17 protein-coding genes are annotated in these 16,866 nt (G+C 71.3%); 8 read left to right on the top strand and 9 right to left on the bottom strand.

The annotated features are described in order from the left end of the window. Positions 1–29 precede the first annotated feature (29 nt). Positions 30–1,424: an 8-oxoguanine deaminase gene (locus ABZ434_RS08350; protein WP_359133063.1), complete on the top strand. Its 1,395-nt coding sequence runs from the start codon at positions 30–32 to the stop codon at positions 1,422–1,424. Positions 1,425–1,705: 281 nt separating this feature from the next. Next, positions 1,706–3,142: a nucleobase:cation symporter-2 family protein gene (locus ABZ434_RS08355; protein WP_359133066.1), complete on the top strand. Its 1,437-nt coding sequence runs from the start codon at positions 1,706–1,708 to the stop codon at positions 3,140–3,142. A gap of 83 nt (positions 3,143–3,225) precedes the next feature. Here the strand turns inward: ABZ434_RS08355 and ABZ434_RS08360 are convergent, their stop codons facing one another. The 3 genes from ABZ434_RS08360 to ABZ434_RS08370 form a co-directional block, all read right to left on the bottom strand. Continuing rightward, on the bottom strand, positions 3,226–4,089 hold the full coding sequence (locus tag ABZ434_RS08360) for a chitosanase (protein ID WP_359133068.1): 864 nt from the start codon (positions 4,087–4,089) through the stop codon (positions 3,226–3,228). A gap of 169 nt (positions 4,090–4,258) precedes the next feature. Next, positions 4,259–4,570: an SH3 domain-containing protein gene (locus ABZ434_RS08365; protein WP_359133070.1), complete on the bottom strand. Its 312-nt coding sequence runs from the start codon at positions 4,568–4,570 to the stop codon at positions 4,259–4,261. A gap of 188 nt (positions 4,571–4,758) precedes the next feature. Then, the gene (locus ABZ434_RS08370; protein WP_359133071.1) at positions 4,759–5,607 is read right to left on the bottom strand and encodes a chitosanase; all 849 of its coding nucleotides are present in this window, start codon (positions 5,605–5,607) and stop codon (positions 4,759–4,761) included. 60 nt (positions 5,608–5,667) lie between these two features. On the opposite strand from ABZ434_RS08370, the gene ABZ434_RS08375 reads away from it, so the two are divergent. Further along, positions 5,668–6,351 carry an alpha/beta hydrolase gene (locus tag ABZ434_RS08375; protein WP_359133073.1) on the top strand — a complete coding sequence of 228 codons (684 nt, stop codon included), beginning with the start codon at positions 5,668–5,670 and terminating at the stop codon, positions 6,349–6,351. 30 nt (positions 6,352–6,381) lie between these two features. On the opposite strand, the gene ABZ434_RS08380 is transcribed toward ABZ434_RS08375, so the two are convergent. Further along, a complete protein-coding gene (locus ABZ434_RS08380; protein ID WP_359133074.1) occupies positions 6,382–6,987 on the bottom strand; it encodes a TIGR03086 family metal-binding protein in 606 nt (201 codons plus the stop codon). 198 nt (positions 6,988–7,185) lie between these two features. Between ABZ434_RS08380 and ABZ434_RS08385 the strand changes: the two genes are divergently transcribed. Then, positions 7,186–8,181 (top strand): fibronectin type III domain-containing protein, encoded by a 996-nt coding sequence (locus tag ABZ434_RS08385; protein WP_359133076.1) that lies wholly within the window; start codon positions 7,186–7,188, stop codon positions 8,179–8,181. Positions 8,182–8,316: 135 nt separating this feature from the next. Here the strand turns inward: ABZ434_RS08385 and ABZ434_RS08390 are convergent, their stop codons facing one another. Next, positions 8,317–8,964 carry a hypothetical protein gene (locus ABZ434_RS08390; RefSeq protein ID WP_359133077.1) on the bottom strand — a complete coding sequence of 216 codons (648 nt, stop codon included), beginning with the start codon at positions 8,962–8,964 and terminating at the stop codon, positions 8,317–8,319. 286 nt (positions 8,965–9,250) lie between these two features. On the opposite strand from ABZ434_RS08390, the gene ABZ434_RS08395 reads away from it, so the two are divergent. Then, a complete protein-coding gene (locus tag ABZ434_RS08395) occupies positions 9,251–9,976 on the top strand; it encodes a DUF4232 domain-containing protein (protein WP_359133079.1) in 726 nt (241 codons plus the stop codon). 86 nt (positions 9,977–10,062) lie between these two features. Here the strand turns inward: ABZ434_RS08395 and aceB are convergent, their stop codons facing one another. Both aceB and ABZ434_RS08405 read right to left on the bottom strand, forming a co-directional pair. Next, positions 10,063–11,682, bottom strand: coding sequence for a malate synthase A (gene aceB, locus ABZ434_RS08400; protein WP_359133081.1), 1,620 nt, complete (start codon positions 11,680–11,682; stop codon positions 10,063–10,065). Between the two features lie 234 nt (positions 11,683–11,916). Next, positions 11,917–12,555, bottom strand: coding sequence for a nucleotidyltransferase family protein (locus ABZ434_RS08405; RefSeq protein WP_359133082.1), 639 nt, complete (start codon positions 12,553–12,555; stop codon positions 11,917–11,919). Between the two features lie 206 nt (positions 12,556–12,761). Between ABZ434_RS08405 and ABZ434_RS08410 the strand changes: the two genes are divergently transcribed. Next, on the top strand, positions 12,762–13,076 hold the full coding sequence (locus tag ABZ434_RS08410; protein WP_359133084.1) for a DUF5955 family protein: 315 nt from the start codon (positions 12,762–12,764) through the stop codon (positions 13,074–13,076). A 17-nt stretch (positions 13,077–13,093) separates the two neighbouring features. On the opposite strand, the gene ABZ434_RS08415 is transcribed toward ABZ434_RS08410, so the two are convergent. Further along, entirely contained in the window at positions 13,094–13,732 is a 639-nt protein-coding gene (locus ABZ434_RS08415; protein WP_359133085.1) for a response regulator transcription factor, read from the bottom strand. Beyond that, positions 13,729–14,937, bottom strand: coding sequence for a sensor histidine kinase (locus ABZ434_RS08420; RefSeq protein WP_359133086.1), 1,209 nt, complete (start codon positions 14,935–14,937; stop codon positions 13,729–13,731). The genes ABZ434_RS08415 and ABZ434_RS08420 overlap by 4 nt, the downstream gene beginning before the upstream one ends. Before the next feature lie 110 nt (positions 14,938–15,047). Between ABZ434_RS08420 and ABZ434_RS08425 the strand changes: the two genes are divergently transcribed. Together ABZ434_RS08425 and ABZ434_RS08430 are read left to right on the top strand one after the other, a co-directional pair. After that, on the top strand, positions 15,048–16,142 hold the full coding sequence (locus tag ABZ434_RS08425) for an ABC transporter permease (protein ID WP_359133087.1): 1,095 nt from the start codon (positions 15,048–15,050) through the stop codon (positions 16,140–16,142). Beyond that, on the top strand, positions 16,139–16,819 hold the full coding sequence (locus ABZ434_RS08430; protein WP_359133089.1) for an ABC transporter ATP-binding protein: 681 nt from the start codon (positions 16,139–16,141) through the stop codon (positions 16,817–16,819). The genes ABZ434_RS08425 and ABZ434_RS08430 overlap by 4 nt, the downstream gene beginning before the upstream one ends. Positions 16,820–16,866: the final 47 nt, after the last annotated feature.

The raw sequence follows: 16,866 nt of genomic DNA on the forward strand, positions 1-16,866 counted from the left end.
CCACAACGCTGAAGAGAGAAGGAAGCACCATGGCAGCACCGGCAGCCGACCGAGTGGAACGCATCGTCATCGAGAACTGCTCGATCGCGACCGTCGACGCCGACGACACCGAGTACGCCTCGGGTCATGTCGTCGTCGCGGGCAACCGCATCGAGTCCGTCGGCGCCGGCCGGGCACCGCAGGGCCTGGAAGACGTGGTGCGCCGGATCGACGGAACCGGGCACCTGGTCACGCCCGGTCTGGTCAACACGCACCATCACTTCTACCAGTGGATCACCCGCGGCCTGGCCACCGACCACAACCTCTTCGAGTGGCTGGTCGCGCTGTATCCGACCTGGGCGCGCATCGACGAGCCGATGGCCCGCACCGCCGCGCAGGGGTCGCTCGCCATGATGGCCCGCGGCGGTGTCACCACGGCCATGGATCACCATTACGTCTACCCCAAGGGCTCCGGCGACCTGTCGGGCGCGATCATCGGCGCCGCACGAGACATGGGCGTACGGTTCACCCTCGCCCGCGGGTCCATGGACCGCAGCGAGAAGGACGGCGGGCTGCCGCCGGACTTCGCCGTGGAGACCCTGGACGGCGCGCTGGCCGCCACCGAGGCGACCATCGACGCACACCACGACACCTCCTTCGACGCGATGACGCAGATCGCCGTCGCACCCTGCTCCCCGTTCTCCGTTTCCACCGAACTGATGCGACAGGGGGCCGAGTTGGCGCGCCGTCGCGGAGTCCGGCTGCATACCCACGGCTCGGAGACCGTGGAGGAGGAGAAGTTCTGCCACGAGCTGTTCGGTATGGGCCCCACCGACTACTTCGAGTCGACCGGCTGGCTCGGCGACGACGTGTGGATGGCGCACTGCGTCCACATGAACGACTCCGACATCGCCGCCTTCGCCCGCACCGGCACCGGTGTCGCACACTGCCCGTCCTCCAACGCCCGCCTCGCCGCGGGCATCGCGCGGGTCCCGGACATGCTGGCCGCGGGCGTCCCGGTCGGCCTCGGCGTCGACGGCACCGCGTCCAACGAGTCCGGCGAACTCCACACCGAACTGCGCAACGCCCTCCTCATCAACCGCCTCGGCCCGCACCGCGAACGCGCCCTGAACGCCCGTCAGGCCCTGCGCCTGGGTACGTACGGCGGAGCCCAGGTCCTCGGCCGCGCGGACCAGATCGGCTCCCTGGAGCCCGGCAAGCTCGCCGACCTCGTGCTGTGGAAGCTGGACACCCTCGCCCACGCCTCCATCGCGGACCCGGTGACCGCCCTGGTCTTCGGCGCCGCCGCCCCCGTCACCCTCTCGCTCGTCGACGGCAAGCCGGTCGTCGAGTCGAACCACCTGATCACCGTGGACGAGGACGCCATCGCCCGCGCCACCCGCGACGAGGCACGCCGCCTCGCGCAGATCGCCGCCGGGGCCTGACGGCTTCCCGGCCAGGCACCCCCCGATACAGGCCGGCCGAGGGGGACGGCCCTCGGCCGGCCGCCGTGGACCCGAGCGGGGCCCACGGCAACCGGTACGGGGAGTACGCACCCAGAGGTACGTACTCCCCGTACCGGTGAACCGAGCTGCCCGCACCAGCTGCACGACCTGCCCCACCTGCATCAACGCACCACACGGGACGCGGTCCGGTGGACCGGTCCCGGCACCACCTCCCTGACACCCACGTCGCCGCAGACGTGTACCCGACCGGAGGAACCGCCGTGGCAGCTACGCCCAGGTTTCGCAACGACGCACATGCAGCCCCCGAACCGCAGTCGCCTCTCGTCGACCGGAAGCATCCGGTCGACGAGACCCTCCCCCCACTGAAGATGTTCACCAGCGGCCTCCAGCACGTGGCCGCGATGTACGCGGGCGTGGTGGCCCCGCCCATGATCGTGGGTCCCGCCGTGGGCCTCACCGCGAAGGAGACCGCCTTCCTGATGGGGGCGAGCCTGTTCACCGCGGGCATAGCCACCCTGCTCCAGACGCTCGGCTTCTGGCGAATAGGCGCCCGGCTGCCGTTCGTCAACGGCGTCTCGTTCGCCGGAGTGACGCCGATGGTGGCGATCGGCAAGGACCGCGGACACGACGGCATCGCCGTGATCTTCGGCGCGATCATCGTCGCCAGCCTCCTCGGCTTCGTCCTCGCCCCCTATTTCTGCAAACTGGTCCGCTTCTTCCCGCCCGTGGTCACCGGCACGGTCATCACCCTGATCGGTGTCTCCCTGCTGCCGGTCGCCTTCAACTGGTCCCAGGGCGGAAACGCAACCGCCGACGACTACGGCTCCACCACCAACATCACGATGGCGGCGGTCACCCTGGTGATCGTCCTGGCCCTGAGGAAGCTGTTGCGCGGCTTCCTCCAGCAGATCGCGATCCTGCTCGGACTCGTCATCGGCACGATCATTGCGATCCCCGTCGGCATCGCGGACTTCGGTGCGATCAAGGACGCGGATGTCGTGGGCTTCCCCACCCCGTTCCACTTCGGGGCACCGCAGTTCGAGATCGCGGCGATCGTCTCGATGTGCATCGTGATGCTGGTCTGCATGACGGAGTCGACCGCGGACATGCTGGCCCTCGGAAAGATCGTCGGCCGGCCGGCCGACGAACGGACCATCGAGGGGGGTCTGCGGGCCGACACCCTGGGCAGCGCCGTCAGCCCGCTGTTCAACGGCTTCATGTGCAGCGCCTTCGCCCAGAACATCGGCCTGGTCGCCATGACGAAGGTCCGCAGCCGGTTCGTCGTCGCAGCAGGCGGCGGCATCCTCATCCTGCTCGGCCTGTGCCCGGTGGCCGCCTCGGTCATCGCGCTGGTACCGCTGCCGGTGCTGGGCGGCGCGGGCATCGTGCTCTTCGGCTCGGTCGCTGCGAGCGGTATCCAGACGCTGGCCACCGCCGCGCTGGACAAGGGCGAGAACGCGCTGATCGTAGCGGCCGCCGTGGGGATAGGGCTGATCCCGATCGCGGCGCCGGAGTTCTACCACGCCTTCCCCGAGGATCTGCTCGTCGTCCTCGACTCGGGGATCTCCACCGGTTGCGTCGTGGCGATCGTCCTCAACCTGGCCTTCAACCACCTGGGCCGCAAACCGGACGCCCGGCCCGAGACGGAGACGCAGGACCAGGAGCCGGCCAACACGGCCCCGGTGGCCGTGCACTGACCGCTCATCACGGCGCTGTGGCGCGTACGGATCCGCCCGCGAGGACGGCCGTACGCGCCACAGCCATGAGCGGGCCGGATGCGTCAGCCGATGTGGAAGCTGTCGCCGTACACCTTCCAGTCGAGCGGCGGATCCAGATTCAGATTGCCTTCGTCCAGGAAGACCCGCTGAGCGGTGTCCACCCGGCTGGTGTCCGAGTGGGCCTCCTCCTGCTTCATGGCCCAGACCCGTGCGTCGAGGAAGGCGTTGAGGTAGGTGACCTCGTCGCCGCCCTGGGCCGGCGGCTTCGCCGTCGCGAGCGCGCGCTCGCGGATGGAGCCGAAGCTCGTGGCGTCGCCGCCGTCGCCGTGCATCACGATGGCGTCGTAGTACGCGAACTGGCCGAGCGTGCCCAGCCCGTCGTCCTTGCCCCGGCCGACCGCCGGGTCGAAGTACACCCGGTCGCGCTCGTCGTTCTGTGCCTGCTGGAACGCCGGATCACCTGCGGCGCTCTCCCAGGCCTCGCTGAAGCCGGGGTCGAGCCCGTCGTGCGAGTCGGTGCCGTCCACGTCACGCAGGGCCGGCAGATACTCCGCGAGGACGTTGTCCGGCTCCCGCTCGGTGTACAGCTCGACCAGGTCGAGCATGTCGCCCGTGCCGGAGCAGAAGCCGATGATGCCCGCCGTGTAGCCGCGGCCGTCACCGATGTCCTCGATGTATCCGTACTGGCCCTTCCAGTCCAGTGAGGAGTTCTCCGCGCTGGAGACCAACTGCATGGCGATGTCCTTCTTCGCGGGATCGTCGAGCCCGTTCGCGGCTGCCTCCTGGTGGTGAACCGCCGTGGGGGCGGGCTCGGTGCCGGCGAAGGCCGTGGCGGGAATCGCCGTGAGGGTCAGACCGAGCGCGACGAGTGCGACGCGCAGGGATCGGTTGGTGCGACGTGCGGTGCGCTTGTGGGGAGCGTGCACCAGTCCTCCAAGGGAGTTCGTCGTTCCTGTTCTGTTAGGAAGCTTTCCTATCAGAGTTGAACGGCGGTCGTACACCCCTGCGACGCGAACGAGTTGGGCGCTGCCCGAGCATGCGGAAGCCCAGTGCCGGGCGCCTGGGCGCCTGGCGCTGGGCCGGTGGGTGCCGGGATCAGCAGTTCAGATAGGCCACGTGGATCCAGACGCCCGTAGGTCCGCCCCACAGGTCACCCATCACCCAATTGCCCTGCTGGCCGCGGTAGTCGAGGTTCTGCCCCTGGTTCACCTGACCCAGTACCGGGTAGTCCGTCCCCGGCCCGCCGCGGAAGTTCACTCCGTTGTCGTTGACCGTGCAGACGACGGTCGGTGCCGCCTCGGCACGGTGCGCGGCAGGAGTGCTCGGGGAAGCCTGGGCCGCGGGGGAGACGGCCAGGCCGAGACCGGCGGTCAGCATGGCCGCGGCCAGCAGGATCTTCTTCATCATGTCGGAGGCTCCTCAGTGTTCCGGCCCACGCCGCGTGGACCGTCCGCCCGCCTCAACGGGCGGGCCGGGCCCTGGGACACGGGTGGGGGGATCCTGTCCCGGAGGAGTGAAAGTGCAGGTCATATACGGTGAGCACCGGCGCACACGGGTCGCTCGTCCAACGCTTCGCGCGCCCGTCGATCATGGGTTTACGGAGCGTCCGCCTCCTTGATCAGATAGCTGTCGCCGTACACCGTCCACCGCAGCGGCGTCTGAAGGCCGAACTTCCTCTCGCGCAAGAACACCCGCTGGGCCGTCTCGACCCGGCTGGTGTCGGTGTGCGAGGGCTCCTTGCGGATGGCCGCGACCCGGGCGTCGAGGAAGTCGTCGAGGTACGCGCCCTCGTCGCCGCCCTGGGCGGGGGACCGGTCCTCGGCGAGAGCCTGGCGTCGCATCGTGCGGAACCCGACGTCGCCGTCGCTGTCACCGGCTCCGTGCATCACGTAGGCGTCGTAGTAGATGAACTGGCCCAGCGCGCCCAGCCCGTCCTTCTTCGCCTGACTGACCGCGGGGTCGAAGTACGTGCGGTCCCGCTCGGTGTCCTGGGCCGAGCGGAATGCCGCGTCGCCCGCTGCCGCGGCCCATGCCTCGGTGAACGGGCGGCCGAGTCCCGTGTGCGCGTCGGTCCCCTCCACCGCACGCAGGGCGGGCAGGAAACGCTCCAGCTGGTTTCCCGGCCGGGCCTTCGCGTACCGCTCGACCACGCTCAGCATGTCGCCTGTGCCGGAGCAGAAGCCGATGATGCCCCCCGTGTAGCCGCGGCCGTCCCCGATGTCCTGGATGTATCCGTACTGGCCCTTCCAGTCCAGTGAGGAGTTCTCCGCGCTGGAGACCAGTTGCATGGCGATGTCCTTCTTCGCCGGATCGTCCAGCCCGGCACCGGAAGCCCCCCTGCCCGAGGCGCCGCCCGGATCCGCTCCCGCGCACCCGGACAGGGCGGCGACGGCAAGGGCGAGAGCGATGAGGGAGGCGACGGTGGAACGCGCGGTGAGCTTCACCTTTCCAGCCTGCCAGGCCGCGGGAACGATCTTCGCTCATTCGGCTGTAGCGTCGGGGGTATGGATGATCAGTCTGTTGTGGATGTCGGCGACGTACGTCTGGCGTACGGGACCTGGGGCGATCCGTTCGGCTCCCCCGTCGTGCTGCTGCACGGCCTCGGCGATCGTGCCGCGAGCTGGGAGGCGGCCGCGAGCCTGCTCGGTCAGGAGTGGCGGGTGTACGCCCTCGATCTGCGGGGGCACGGCGAGAGCGACTGGCCCGACGAGTACGACTTCGAGCTGATGCGGGACGACGTCCTCGGCTTCCTGGACGCGTGCGAGCTCGACCGCGTCGGCCTGGTCGGCCACGGCATGGGCGGTGTCGTCGCCCATCTGCTCGCCCAGGAGCACGCCGACCGGGTGGAGCGGCTCGTGCTGGTGGAGACCCCGCCGCCGTTCCCCGGCGCGGAGGGCCCCGCCGTACCGCCCGAGGGGCCGGTCGACTACGACGAGGCCGTCCTCGCGGCCGTACGCACACAGGTGGCCGACCCCGATCCGGCCTGGGCGGAGGGGCTCGGTGAGATCGTCGCCCCGACGCTGATCCTCGCCGGCGGCCCGGCCAGCACCATGCCGCAGGCGCGGCTCCAGGACATGGCCTCCCTGATCCCCGACTGCCACCTCATCACGATCGGCGGCGGTCACCGGCTGCACGAGGTCCACGCCGACCAGGTCGCGCAGCAGATCACGGAGTTCTTCACCAGCTGACGGGGGCCCGCAGGGGAGCGGCAGGCGGGCTCAGCCCTCCGGCCGCCAGTCCGGGCGCCGGCCGCTGCGGGCGACCGCCCGGTCCAGCAGGGGCGCGTCGTCCGGAACCGGGACGGGCGGCCCGAACGGCGAGGTGGGCGGCGGGTTGTCGCCCACGTCGGCCAGCAGCGCCATCGAGGTCCGCAGATGCGCCTCTTCGGCTCGATAGGGCTGCCCGGTCGACCGTGCGAGGTCCCATCCGTGCAGCACCAGCTCGTTGAGCGCGACCATGCCGGCCACTTCTCCCGGCAGGTCCACACTGCCCGCCCGGGTCATGCCCTGCCAGGCTTCGGGCGAGCGCCAGGCGGCCACCATCTCGTCGAGTGCCAGGGGCAGCGTGCTGCGCCACCCGTCCGCCAGTACCCCCGACCCCACCGAGGGCGCCGTATCGGTCGTCGCTCCCAGTTCCTTGCGCGCGGCGTCGCGGAACGCCACGGCCAGTCCCTCGACGTGCGCGAGCATCGCACCCACCGTGACGTCGGGACACGGGGTCGGCCCGGTCAGCCGGGTGTCGTCGATGCCGTCGAGCATCCCGGCGATCTGCCGGGCCGCGGGTCCGAGGTCGAGGAGGGGCGCTGAGTTCGTCTGCGTATCCATGACTGTGCAGACTGCCCGAGCGCCCGGGAATCATCGCTCGGCGCGCCCCGTGTCTTCCGGCAGAGTCCACGGCGCGACGGAGGGCTTCGCGTGGCGGCCTGCCCGCGGTGCACACCGGCACATTGCGGAAGGTTCCGCTCCACCCCCTTGTCGGCGGCCCCCACGCCATGCGATACAGGTCTGGACCATTGCCGTCGGATGGAAGGCATCACCGTGCAACGCCCCCACGCAACCGCCGAGTTGGCCTGCTCCGCCGCCCTGCTCCTCGCCACGCTCACCGCCTGCGGCTCGGAGGCCGAGGCGGACACCCGGAAACCGACCGCGCCGCACGGGGTGACCGCCCAGGCGAGCACCGCCACGTCCGCGCACGTCATGTGGGAGCCGGCCACCGACGACACCGCAGTCACCGGGTACGAGGTGTACCGCCAGGGCAAGAAGGTCAGATCCGTCCCGGCCGCCAAGGTGATGACCGACATCGACGGGCTGACTGCCTCGACCCCGTACACCTTCACCGTCCGAGCCCGGGACGCCGCCGGAAACCTCTCCGCGCCCAGCGCCGCAGCGGCGGTCACCACCCCCGCGCCCACCCCCGCGGACCACGAGGCCCCGACGCGGCCGGGGAAACTGCGCGGCAAGGCCGACGGCAGCCGGGCCGCGGCCCTGTCCTGGGGCGGCTCCACGGATGATGTCGGCGTCACCGCGTACGACATCTATCAGGAGGGCTCCCGCATCCACAGCGTGCCCGGCACGGAGACCACGGCCCGGCTGACCGGACTGCGCCCCGGCACCGTCTACACCTTCACCGTCCGCGCCCGCGACGCGGCCGACACCTCGTCACCCGACAGCAACACCTTCGACCTCACCACCGCGACCGCCCCCGGAGCCCCCGCCGGTACCGCCCCCACGGACCTGCGGATCACGAGCAGTGCCCAGGGCAAGGAGTACGCCGTCGACCTGGACTGGAAGCAGCCGGACACCGGCGGGAAGATACCCGCCTACCAGCTCTACCTCGACGGCCGGCTGACCACCACGATCGTCTGGGGCGGCGAACCACCCGCGGGCCGCGCGAGCTACCGGCTCACCGTCACCGACCCGCGCGGCACCCGCTACTCGATGAAGATCCGCGCCAAACTCCCGGACGGCAAGTGGGGCGACTTCTCGGCGGCGCGCACGGTCGTGCTCGGGGGCACCTGAGCAGACAGCACCGGTCCCGCGGCCGTCAGGCGGATACACGTACCGATTCCACACGGGCCGGCCGGCTCGCGGAGTCCCGGTGGACTCCGTCGGCCGGTCACACGCGGAAGGGCACCCGCGCCCGCCCGTACACCGTCACAGGATGATGCGGTCCCGCACCCATCGCAGGCACTCCTCGTCCGCGTCCGGCAGCTCCTCGTCCGCCGGCCAGGGGTGCACGGCCAGGACCAGGTGGGTCAGATAGCCGTAGGGGCCGCCGTCCTCGCGCGGGGAGAGCACGACGCCGTGCTCGCCCCTGCGCCATACCCGGCACCGCAGGTGGGGCCCCATGCCGAGCCAGTCGTTGGAGCGCAGCGTGCGCAGGGGCGGCCCGAGTTCGGCGGTGATGACGTCCGCCGCCCGGTCGAGCACGGCCTCGCACTCCGCTTCGGCCGGCTGTTCGAGAAGGGTCCAGCCCGGCAGCCCGGCCCACTTTTCGACGAGCTCGACGAGTGCGTCGTGACCATATTCGTCGGGATCCGGGGGGTTGACGGGATACGCCTCGCCGAACGTCAGGATCAGCGTGCTCTCCGGGTCGCCCAGCGGTTCGCCCTCGTACCACAGGACGTGATGGTTCCTGGTGACGACCGCGTCCTGGACGAGAAAGGTGACCGCCCAGCCGAGCTCCTCCTCGCTGTACTCGTCGAACTCCTCCTCGGGGACGGCCGGCAGGCTGGGCATGGCCAGCAACTCCCGTACCGCATCGGCCGAGAGCGGTGCGTGGGCGAGTGAATGCACGGGCATGAGGCGTGGGGCTCCCTGGGTCGATGCGTGACGGGTGCCGGTTTCCGAGGGCCGACGCCGGGATGATTTCACGACGGGCGGGCGCGTCATGGGGGCGGGCGGCGCCCGCACACCGAGCACGGCCGTGCTCGGCGAGGCCGTCGTCATGCCACGGTACGCAGTCCGTACGAGGGCCGTAACAAAGCCGGATCGAGGGTGCCCCGGCGGCTCCTCCCTGGTCAGAATCGCTGGTATCGCACGCACACAGGCCGGCCCCGGGCCGGTCACGGGGGAAGAGGAACTCACCATGAACGCGAAGGAAGTCAGAACCGGTTCGGTACGTCAGGTCCTGCGCGGCACCCTCCTGGGGGTGGCTGTGGCCGCGGCCCTGCTGGCGACCACCGCCTGCCAGCCCTCCGGGGGTGACGACAAGGCGGCGTCCCCGTCGGACTCCGCCCCGGCGGCGACCACGTCGAAGAGCGTCGGACCCTCGGGTGATTCCGGCACCGGGACCAGCAGCGGGCCGGCCGAGGAGACCGGGGACAGCGGTGAGACCGGCGGCGGCAACGGCACCGACCACCCGGACTGCAGGTCCACCGGCCTCACCACCGCGGTCGAGCTCCAGGACCCGCCGGGGGAGACCCCCCGCCACTTCCTGCTGACCGTCACCAACGGCAGCACGTCGCCGTGTGTCCTCAACGACTCACCGCAGGTTCGGCTCGGAGCCGGTAACAGCGCTCCGATCGTCGAGGTGCTGGAGGAGCCGGACACCGAGCCCCTCGTCGTCGCGGGAGGCGGCAAGGCCTATGCCGGCCTGTACGTCTTCGGCAACGACGAGGGGGGCGAGGCGGAATACGACCAGTCCACCGTGTTCACCGCCACGCTGATCGCCGGTGAGGGCACCGAACTGACCGGCACTCTCCTCTTCGACCTGCCCGACGGCCTTCGCTCCGTCTCCTACGACGACGCCGCCCGGGTGAACGGCTGGGCCGGAACCGAGGGCCTGGCCATGCGCCCGGTCAACCAGCTCTGACCGCTGCGTACGCCGGCGCGGACCGCCCGAACCACCGCCCCCGGCGCCGTCGCAGGCACCGGGGGCGGAGGCGTACGCAAGCCGCGTCAGCGCAGCTGCTCGTACGCCGGGAGCGTCAGGAAGTCCGCGTAGTCCTGGTCCAGGGAGACCTGGAGGAGGAGGTCGTGGGCCTGCTGCCACTTGCCGGCCGTGAAGGCCTCGTCGCCGATCTCGGTGCGGATCGCGGTCAGTTCCTCGGCCGCGACCTTGCGGGCCAGCTCCGCCGTGGCGTGCTCGCCGTTCTCGAAGACCACGTCCGCGTTGATCCACTGCCAGATCTGCGAGCGTGAGATCTCGGCCGTGGCCGCGTCCTCCATCAGGTTGAAGATGGCGACCGCGCCCATGCCGCGCAGCCACGCCTCGATGTAGCGGATGCCGACCGCGACGGCATTGCGCAGACCGTCGTACGTGGGCTTGGCGTGCAGGGTGTCGATGGCGATGAGGTCGCCGGCGGCCACCGTGACGTCCTCGCGCAGGCGCTCCTTCTGGTTCGGCTTCTCGCCGAGGACCGCGTCGAAGGAGGCCATGGCGATCGGGACCAGGTCGGGGTGGGCGACCCAGGAGCCGTCGAAGCCGTCGTGCGCCTCACGGTCCTTGTCGGCCTTGACCTTCTCGAAGGCGACCTTGTTGACCTCGGCGTCCCGGCGTGACGGGATGAAGGCGGCCATGCCGCCGATGGCGTGGGCGCCGCGCTTGTGGCAGGTGCGGACGAGGAGTTCGGTGTACGCCCGCATGAACGGGGCGGTCATCGTCACCGCGTTGCGGTCCGGGAGGACGAACTTCGAGCCGCCGTCGCGGAAGTTCTTGACGATGGAGAAGAGGTAGTCCCAGCGGCCCGCGTTCAGCCCGGAGGCGTGGTCGCGGAGCTCGTAGAGGATCTCCTCCATCTCGTACGCGGCGGTGATCGTCTCGATCAGGACCGTGGCGCGGACCGTGCCCTGCGGGATGCCGAGCTCGTCCTGGGCGAAGACGAAGATGTCGTTCCAGAGGCGGGCCTCCAGGTACGACTCCGTCTTGGGGAGGTAGAAGTAGGGGCCCTTGCCCAGGTCGATCAGGCGCTGCGCGTTGTGGAAGAAGTAGAGGCCGAAGTCGACCAGGGCGCCGGGCACCGGGGTGCCGTCGAGCTGGAGGTGGCGCTCGTCCAGGTGCCAGCCGCGGGGGCGGGTGACGACGGTCGCGAGCTCGTCGGCCGGCTTCAGGGCGTACGACTTGCCGGACTTCGGGTCGGTGAAGTCGATGGCGCGGTTGTAGGCGTCCATCAGGTTGAGCTGGCCGGTGACGACGTTCTCCCACGTGGGGGCGGACGCGTCCTCGAAGTCGGCGAGCCAGACCTTCGCGCCCGAGTTCAGGGCGTTGATCGTCATCTTGCGGTCGGTCGGACCGGTGATCTCCACCCGGCGGTCGTTCAGCGCTGCCGGCGCCGGTGCGACCTTCCAGGAGTCGTCCGCGCGGATCGCGGCGGTCTCCGGCAGGAAGTCCAGCGTGGAGGTGCGGGCGATCTCCGTGCGGCGCTCACCGCGGCGGGCGAGCAGCTCGTTACGCCGGGGCGTGAACCGGCGGTGCAGCTCGGCCACGAACGCGAGGGCCGCGGGGGTGAGGACCTCGTCCTGCCGGGGCAGGGGCTCGGCATCGACGATGGCCAGCGAGGACGGCGCTGGTGCGGACATGAGCTGTCACTCCTTCAGCGGGCGGTGCGGGCGACGTTTCACGGCCGCCGGGTCGCCTGAAATGGCACGGCGTGCCAGGGCTCCGGGATACGGCCGTGGTCGCCGTCTGCGGTGCAGAGGGCTTCTGACCAGTGGATAGTAGTTTCCTCATGGTGGAAGTTCAATGGTTTGTTGATGTCGAGATTCTCCGGGTCGACAGAAGAGGGAGGGTGCTGGCGCAGAGTGCCAGAGTGTTCACTCAAGGTGCGAGAGGTCCTCCGCCGTGTCGATGTCGTAGGCCTCAGCCACATCGGAACATTCGACGAGCGTGATCGCGTCGCGATGCGCCCGCAGATACGCCCGGGCCCCCTGATCGCCCACCGCGCCCGCCGCGATGTCCGTCCACAGACCGGCCCCGAAGAGCACCGGATGGCCGCGCTCCCCGTCGTACGAGGCCGCCGCCAGGCTCGTACGCGAGCGGTACGCCGCCCGCACCCTGGCGACGGCTTCGGCGCCGATGCCGGGCTGGTCGACCAGGAGTACGACGACCGCGTCCACGTGCGTGCTGCTGTCGGCGAGAGCGGTGAGCCCGGCACGCAGCGAGGACCCCATGCCTTCGGTCCACTCCGGGTTGACGCTCACGGTGCAGCCGGACAGTTCGGCGCGCGCCCGTACCTCGTCGGCGGCCGCACCGAGCACCACATGGACCGGGCCGCATCCGCCCTCCCGGAGGGTGCCCACGGCATGGTCGGCGAGCAGGCGGCCGCGGTGCTCCAGCAGGGCCTTCGGGCGGCCGCCCAGCCTGCGTCCGCCGCCCGCCGCGAGGAGCAGCCCGGCGACGACGGGGGCGGCGGACGGGGAGGGGGAGGAGGGGGTGTGCGGTGTGCTTGTCATGCCGCCTGGATACACCGGACGGGCCGTTCCCGCACGGACCGGACCGGTCTGCCGGACCGCGTCAATGTGCGGGACACTCCGACTTCCGTCCGCGGAGTGGCGCCCGGCACCTGTCATGGCGTTAACTTGCCCGCATCCCCGGACACTTGACCACGGTTCGGGGCCTGGTCGAAACACCGGCACAAAGATGTGCGAGGGGGAGTGCTTTGTTGAAGAGCGTGGGGCAGGCGCGGGTGACCAGCAGCGGTGAGGACCCGAGAGTGACGGAGCTGCGTACGGCCGTCTCCCGGCTCCGACGGGAGCTGGCCGGGCATCCCGCGGAGTTCCCGGACCGCGCGATCGCCGAGGACGAGCTCGCCGCGCTGGACGCGATGGCGGCCGGTGGCGCGCCCGAGATTCCCCGGCTGCGCCGGTCGCTGCTGCTGATCGCGGGGGCGGTCGGCTCGGTCAGCGCGCTGGCGTCGGCACTCAGGGAGGTAAGGATCGCGGTCGATCTGTTCGGCGAGCCACCGCGGCGCTGAAGCCGTCAGGAGGGGCCTCAGCGGCGGATGAGCCTGCGGGCTGTCGCAGCCGCGACCGCCGCGGTGCGCGAGTCCACGCCCAGCTTGGCGTAGATGTGCACCAGATGGGACTTCACCGTCGCCTGGCTGAGAAACAGCTTCTTGCTGATCTGCAGGTTCGACAGTCCCTCGCCGACCAGCTGCAGGACCTCCAGCTCGCGCTTGGTGAGTGCCTGGGCCGGCATCCGCATGCGGTCCATCAGCCGGTGCGCGACAGCCGGTGCCAGGGCTGAGCGGCCGGCCGCCGCCGTACGGACCGCGGCGGCCAGCTCCTCCGGCGGGGCGTCCTTGAGCAGATAGCCCGCCGCGCCCGCCTCCACCGCAGCCAGGATGTCGGCGTCGCTGTCGTACGTCGTCAGGATCAGCACCCGGGGTGCGTCGGGCGCCGCGGTGATCGCCGCGGTCGCCGCCGATCCGTGCAGACCCGCACCGAACTGCAGGTCCATCAGGACCACGTCGAACCCGCCGGTCGCGGCCAGGGCCACCGCCCGTTCGGCGGTGGCGGCCTCGGCGACGACGCGGAAGTCCGGCTCGGTGTCCAGGACGGCCCGCAGTCCCGCCCGTACCACCGGGTGGTCGTCGGCGAGCAGCAGCCGGATCGGAGCGGTCACGGTCATGCGGCGTCCTGTCCGGTCCGGGCGTCGGGGAGGGGCAGCGGCAGGGTCAGGGCGACGGCCGTGCCCTGGCCGGGCGCCGATTCGACGCTCAGGGTGCCGCCGAGCGAACGGGCCCGGGAGCGCATGGCCGGCAGCCCGAAGCCACCCGTCGCGGAGCCCTTGCGCGCTGCGGAGTCGTCGGCGAAGCCGTGGCCGTCGTCGACCACGTCCAGCGCGACCGAGGTGTCCATGAAACTCAGGGTGATCTCCGCCCGTCGCGCGGAGGCGTGCTGCACCGTGTTGGCCAGCGCGGACTGGGCGGTGCGCAGCAGCGCCACCTCGTAGGGAGTGGGCAGCTCCACCGGGGTGCCGCTCACGGCGAACTGCACCGTCAGCGCGGGCGTGGTGGTGCGGGCCGAGAGCCGCTCCAGGGCGGCCGTCAGCGACCCGTTCTCCAGATCGGGCGGGGTCAGGGCGCGTACGAACCGACGGGCCTCGGCGAGATTGTCCTGGGCGGCCTCGCGCGCCCGGCGGACATGGGCCGCGGCGGGGGCGTCCTCGGGAAGGGTGCGCTCGGCGGCGCGCAGCAGCAGTTGGATGCTGGACAGGCCCTGCGCGAGGGTGTCGTGGATCTCGCGGGCCAGCCGTTCGCGTTCGGCCAGGGTCCCGGCCGTCCGCTCCGCCTCGGCCAGTTCCGCGCGGGTGGAGACGAGCTCCTCGATGAGCTCGCGGCGCCGCTCGCTCTCGCGGAAAAGTGCGTCGTAGCCGAGGACGGTGGCGACCGCGACCGCCGCACCGAGCAGCGGGCCGATGAACGTGCCGGGCGTGACCGCCTCGCCGTGCAGCAGGAAACTGGTGATGGCGGCCGCCGCCGTGACCACCACGGCGGGCAGGCTCCAGCGGATGGGCAGCAGGTGCAGCTGGAGGAAGTAGAGCGGGAACGCCAGCCACAGCGCGTCCGGCGACAGGGCCAGCAGCACCAGCCAGAGCGCTCCCAGGACCGCGAGCCACAGCGCCCCCGCCCGGGTGCGCGGCTGGACGGACGGGGCGAGCGCCCCCGCCGCATACGCCGCGGCCATGACGCCCGCGACCACGACGACGGCCCCGGCACGTGGGGCGTCGTCGCTCACGGCCTGCACCGCGGCGAGCGCCAGCAGCCCCAGCAGCAGGGCGTGCAGACACAGCCGCAGCGCGGCGGCGACCGGGGGCTGGACTCGCGTTTCCATGATTCGTCCAGCGTAGACGCGGGGTGTGCGGTGCCGGTCAATCGAAAGGTTGATGTCGGGACCGGCCCGCGGGCGATGTTTCCGCGGCCGGGAAATCCGAGGCTGGAGTCATGTTCGTCGCATGGAGAGATCTTCGGTTCGCCAAGGGCCGGTTCGCGCTCATGGGCACGGTCGTGGTGCTGATCACGCTGCTCGTGGGTCTGCTGTCCGGCCTCACGGCCGGACTGGCCCGGGAGAACACCTCGGCCGTCACGGGGCTGAACGCCGACCACCTCGCGTTCGCCGCCCCGCCCGACGGCAGGTCGGTGTCCTTCACCGACTCGACCGTCCGGGAGTCCGCCTGGCACAGCTGGGCGAAGCAGCCCGGGGTCACCACGGCGCAGCCGCTCGGCATTCGCACGCTGAACGCCGCCGCTACGGGGGCGGGGGAGCGGACGGCGGCCGTCTCGGCATTCGGTGTCGAGCCGGGGGGCGGCCTGGCGCCACCGGGCGCCCCGGTCGGACCGGGCAGGGTCGTGCTCTCCGAGCAGGCCGCCGAGGACCTGGCGGCCGGCGCCGGCGACCGGCTGCGGATCGGCGGCGACGAGGTCACCGTCACGGCGGTCGCCGACGACGCCTCGTACAGCCATACGCCGGTCGTGTGGGCCGCGCTCGCCGACTGGCAGCGGTTCGGGGCGGACGGCGCCGGCGATGAGGAGCACGCCACCGTGGTCGCGCTGACCACCACCGACGGAGTTGATCTGGCCGCCGGCGACCGGGCGGCGGGCACCAGCACGCTCACGCGCGACGGCGCCCTCACCGCCATCGGCTCCTACCAGGCGGAGAACGGCTCACTCCAGCTGATGCGCGGCTTCCTCTTCGCCATCTCCGCCCTGGTCATCGGCGCCTTCTTCACCGTGTGGACGATCCAGCGCAGCGGCGATGTCGCCGTTCTCAAGGCACTGGGTGCCTCCACGCCGTATCTGCTGCGGGACGCACTCGGACAGGCTGTGGTGATGCTCGCGATCGGCACGGGAGTGGGCACCGCGCTGGCCTCCGGCATCGGTGCGCTGGTCGGCGGAGGGGCCGTGCCCTTCGTCCTGGAGGCGTCGACCGTCCTCGTTCCGGCCGCCGTCATGATCGCCCTCGGCGCGGTCGGAGCGGCCCTGTCCATCCGGCGGATCACCGCCGTAGACCCGCTCACCGCACTGGGGAGTGCCCGATGACCCTCACGCTCACCGACGTCACGCTCACCTACCCCGACGGCGACGGGCGGCTCACCGCCCTGGACCGCGTCGCGCTCGACGTGCCGGCCGGCACGCTCACCGCCGTCGTCGGCCCCTCCGGCTCGGGCAAGTCGAGCCTGCTCGCCGTGGCGGCCACCCTGGTCAATCCCGACGAGGGCGCCGTCGTCGTCGCCGGTACGGATACGGCAGGGCTCGGCCGCGCGGACAAAGCGGCGCTGCGCCGCGAACGGATCGGCATCGTCTTCCAGCAGCCCAACCTGCTGCCCTCGCTGACCGCCGCCGAACAGCTCCAGGTCATGACGCACCTGTCGGGCGGTGCGGCGCGAACCGCCCGCACCCGTGCGCTGGAACTCCTCGACGCGGTCCATCTCGCCGACAAGGCGGATCGCCGGCCGCACCAGCTCTCGGGCGGGCAGCGCCAGCGGATCAACATCGCGCGGGCCCTGATGAACGACCCGGCGGTCCTGCTCGTCGACGAGCCGACCAGCGCCCTGGACCACGAACGGGGGGCGGCGGTGCTCGATCTCCTCGTCTCGCTGACCCGGCAGCGGTCCACGGCGACCGTCATGGTCACCCACGACCGGACCCATCTGGACCGGATGGACCGGACCGTCACGATGCAGGACGGCAGGCTGACCGCCCCGGCACTGATCTGAGCGGGAGGAGCGGACACGGCAGAGGGGTGGTCCGGAGCGTGAAGGCT

The sequence above is a fragment of the Streptomyces sp. NPDC005761 genome (assembly GCF_040630635.1).
Taxonomy (GTDB): Bacteria; Actinomycetota; Actinomycetes; order Streptomycetales; family Streptomycetaceae; genus Streptomyces.